Genomic DNA, 856 nt, shown 5'->3' on the forward strand with positions numbered 1-856 from the left:
CTTCCTTCGCTGACGTTCAAAATGGTAGTCGCAGTTTCTGCCTCGACTTCGAACTGCGTCCCTAGGACTTCGAGCACGGCGGATCGAGTATAGACAAGCATCGGCTTGCCCGGTGGTTGAGGCTTTGCGTTGCTGGACAAGTTCCCTTGTTTCAGATGCAACATCTTTTGTCCGTGATCCGAGAAGGTGAGCATCGAATTGCCGGAAATCGTGGCGGTTGATCCGTCGTTGAATTCCAATTCGACCCACGACCCGGGGGCCAACCCTTCGACCGTTCCTCCCGCTAGTTCCAAGCCAACGCTTAGATCGTAAGACACACGACCACCGTCACCTGTCCATTGCAGGGGGCTGCTCAGACCGGTGATCTTCGCGATGGGCCGTTCGGCACCCGGCGGCTCGACAGGGGGCCTAGCGATCGGCTGTTCCGGGTTCAGCCATTGGAAGCACAGGCTCGCGGTCAGCATGATGATGATTGCAGCAGAGATGGCCAACAAAGCTCGGGTGAGTGTTATCGTCGGCGTTCGCTCCGCGAATATGGCGTCGGCTCCTTCGTCCACGTTTGGTTCGCGGCGCGAACCACGACCCTCGCGCAGCACCTCGGCTAACCGTGTGTCCCACTGCACTTGTTCGACAAAATCTTTGCGCGCCGCCGCATCGCTATCGAGCAGTTCGGCAAGACGCTCTCGTTCCGATTCGCTCAATTCACCGCGCAGATGGCGGTCGATCAGTTCCTGCCGGTCGCGTGCATCGCTCATTGTGCACCTCTCAGGCTGATTTCCACGCACGAACGTACTTGTTTCTTGAGTCGAAACAACGCCTTGCGCACGGCTTCGAGCGTCATCCCCACTCGCTGGCC

The 856-nt window shown here is 58.5% G+C and carries 1 protein-coding gene; it reads right to left on the reverse strand.

Annotation, left to right across the window (positions count from 1 at the left end):
* On the reverse strand, positions 1–755 hold a 755-nt coding region (locus GY725_06620; GenBank protein ID MCP4003853.1), incomplete at its 3' end, for a hypothetical protein.
* Positions 756–856: the final 101 nt, after the last annotated feature.

The organism is bacterium (assembly GCA_024226335.1).
Taxonomy (GTDB): domain Bacteria; phylum Myxococcota_A; class UBA9160; order SZUA-336; family SZUA-336; genus JAAELY01.